A 2,000-nucleotide genomic window follows, 5' to 3' on the forward strand; every position below is an offset into this window, starting at 1 on the left:
CCCGCCTGCGGCGGAGGGCGTCTGCCAGCCGCGCGCCTGCCCAGCCTGCGGCGGCGCCCACCAGAATGCCCCCCAGCACGTCGGTGGGCCAGTGGACGTACAGGTACAGCCGGGAGAAGGCGATCCCAGCCGCCAGTACCAGGGCAGGCTTCCACAGGGGGCTGCCGGAGGCCCGGAGGGCGAACACCGCCGCAAAGGACGCCGCCGTGTGCCCCGAGGGAAAGGATGCGTCCGCCGGGGGTGCTGTCAGCAGCTCCACCGCGGTATTCACCAAGAAGGGCCGGATCCGGCCGACCAGGGGTTTCAGAACGATATTGCAGCAGATCAGATCCAGAATCAGCGCAAAGGACAGGGACATCCCTGTCCAGCGGTGCTTCCGCAGAAGCAGCAGCACCGCCGCCAGCAGGATCCAAATCTCTCCGTGGTCGCAGATCCGGCTGATCCACGGCATCACCGCGTCCAGAAAATCGCAGCGCAGATGGGCCTGGAGCCAGTCCAGCACCGCCAGTTCCGCCGCCTGCATCATACTTCCACACTCCTCTCCCGGCGCTTGCGCCGTGTGTGCAGGGAGCATCATACCACATTTTCCCCACAGTGCGCAACGGTTTTGGCATTTTCTTCTATGATCTGCACAAATCTGCGGGATTTTTGGCATTTTTCTGGGAAGGGGCGTTGACATCTCCCCGAGAACGTGATAGGATACCTTCAAAATTGGATCGCTCAGATAGAGGCGCGGCGTTCATCAGTACCGCTCCGGCAAGGCCAGGCAGCCGCCGGACGGGGAAGGGTCCGCCGCCGAAGTGCCGGGACGATGCCTGTCCTTCTGGTGCTGGGCCGTCAGGGAATACCTGCCGGACTGTCACAAACCTTTGTGAAGCGCTATCAATGGCTGTTCGGGATCGTCCCTGCCGGGGGCTTCTTTCCGTATTTTCCATGGACCGCTTGACAAAGCGGTCCATTTTTTCTCCTCTCCGCAGGCGGCAGGCGCGGAGGAGGTCTGTGACCGCCGCGGAATCTTTTTTGAGATGAGAAAGGTGAAGAAACATGAAGAGATTGTTGACCTTGCTGATGGCTCTGGCCATGACAGCGTCCCTGGCCGCCTGCGGCGGCACCGGCAGCTCCGGCGACACTGCCGACTCCGGCAATTCCGGCACCACCGCTGAAGGCGGGGAGACCGCCGGCTCCTCCGGCGTGGAGGACGGCGTGCTGACCATCGCCATGGAGTGCGCCTACGCCCCTTACAACTGGAGCCAGAGCGACGACTCCAACGGCGCTGTGCCCATCTCCAACGTGCCCGGCACCTATGCCAACGGCTACGACGTGATGATCGCAAAGCAGATCTGCGAGGCCAACGGCTGGGAGCTGGAAGTGGTTCAGTCCGACTGGGACTCTCTGGTTCCTGGCGTGCAGACCGGTACCTTTGACGCCGTCATTGCCGGCCAGTCCATGACTGCCGAGCGCAGCGAGCAGGTGGATTTCGCCGGCCCCTACTACTACGCCTCCATCGTCTGTGTGACCAAGACGGACAGCCCCTATGCCAACGCCGCCGGCATCAGCGACCTTTCCGGCGGCACCTGCACCGCGCAGATCGCCACCATCTGGTATGACTCCTGCCTGCCTCAGATCGAGGGCGCCCAGGTCCAGACTGCCGCGGAGACCGCCCCCGCCATGCTGATGGCCCTGGAGACCGACGCCGTGGACTTCATCTGCACCGATATGCCCACCGCCATGGGTGCCGTGGCCGCCTATCCCGACATGAAGATTCTGGACTTCACAGACTCCGACGACAACTTTGAGGTTGACGAGGGCGAGATCAACATCGGCATCTCCGTGATGAAGGGCAACACCGAGCTGAAGGAGGCCATTGACAGCGTGCTCTCCACTATGACGGCGGACGATTTCAACACCCTGATGAACGAGGCCATCGCCATTCAGCCCCTGAGCGAGTAAACACTTTCCAGAATGACCCGCGGCGGGAGGACAGTCTGTCCTCCCGCCTG

Annotated in this window: 2 protein-coding genes and 1 riboswitch; of the genes, one reads left to right on the top strand and one right to left on the bottom strand. The window is 62.8% G+C overall.

The window, feature by feature from the left end:
* Nucleotides 1–526: phosphatase PAP2 family protein (locus HMPREF1546_RS09190; RefSeq protein ID WP_367646054.1), on the bottom strand; the 526-nt coding region annotated here is incomplete at its 3' end.
* A gap of 191 nt (nt 527–717) precedes the next feature.
* Nucleotides 718–890: riboswitch (Lysine riboswitch) on the top strand.
* Between the two features lie 154 nt (nt 891–1,044).
* Between HMPREF1546_RS09190 and HMPREF1546_RS09195 the strand changes: the two genes are divergently transcribed.
* Nucleotides 1,045–1,950, top strand: coding sequence for a transporter substrate-binding domain-containing protein (locus HMPREF1546_RS09195; RefSeq protein ID WP_021751874.1), 906 nt, complete (start codon nt 1,045–1,047; stop codon nt 1,948–1,950).
* Nucleotides 1,951–2,000 lie beyond the last annotated feature (50 nt).

The organism is Oscillibacter sp. KLE 1745 (genome assembly GCF_000469445.2).
GTDB lineage: Bacteria > Bacillota > Clostridia > Oscillospirales > Oscillospiraceae > Oscillibacter > Oscillibacter welbionis.

Excerpts from the sequence above, each read along its gene's own strand:
- HMPREF1546_RS09195 (WP_021751874.1), top strand. The coding sequence starts at position 1,045 with ATGAAGAGATTGTTGACCTTGCTGATGGCTCTGGCCATGACAGCGTCC.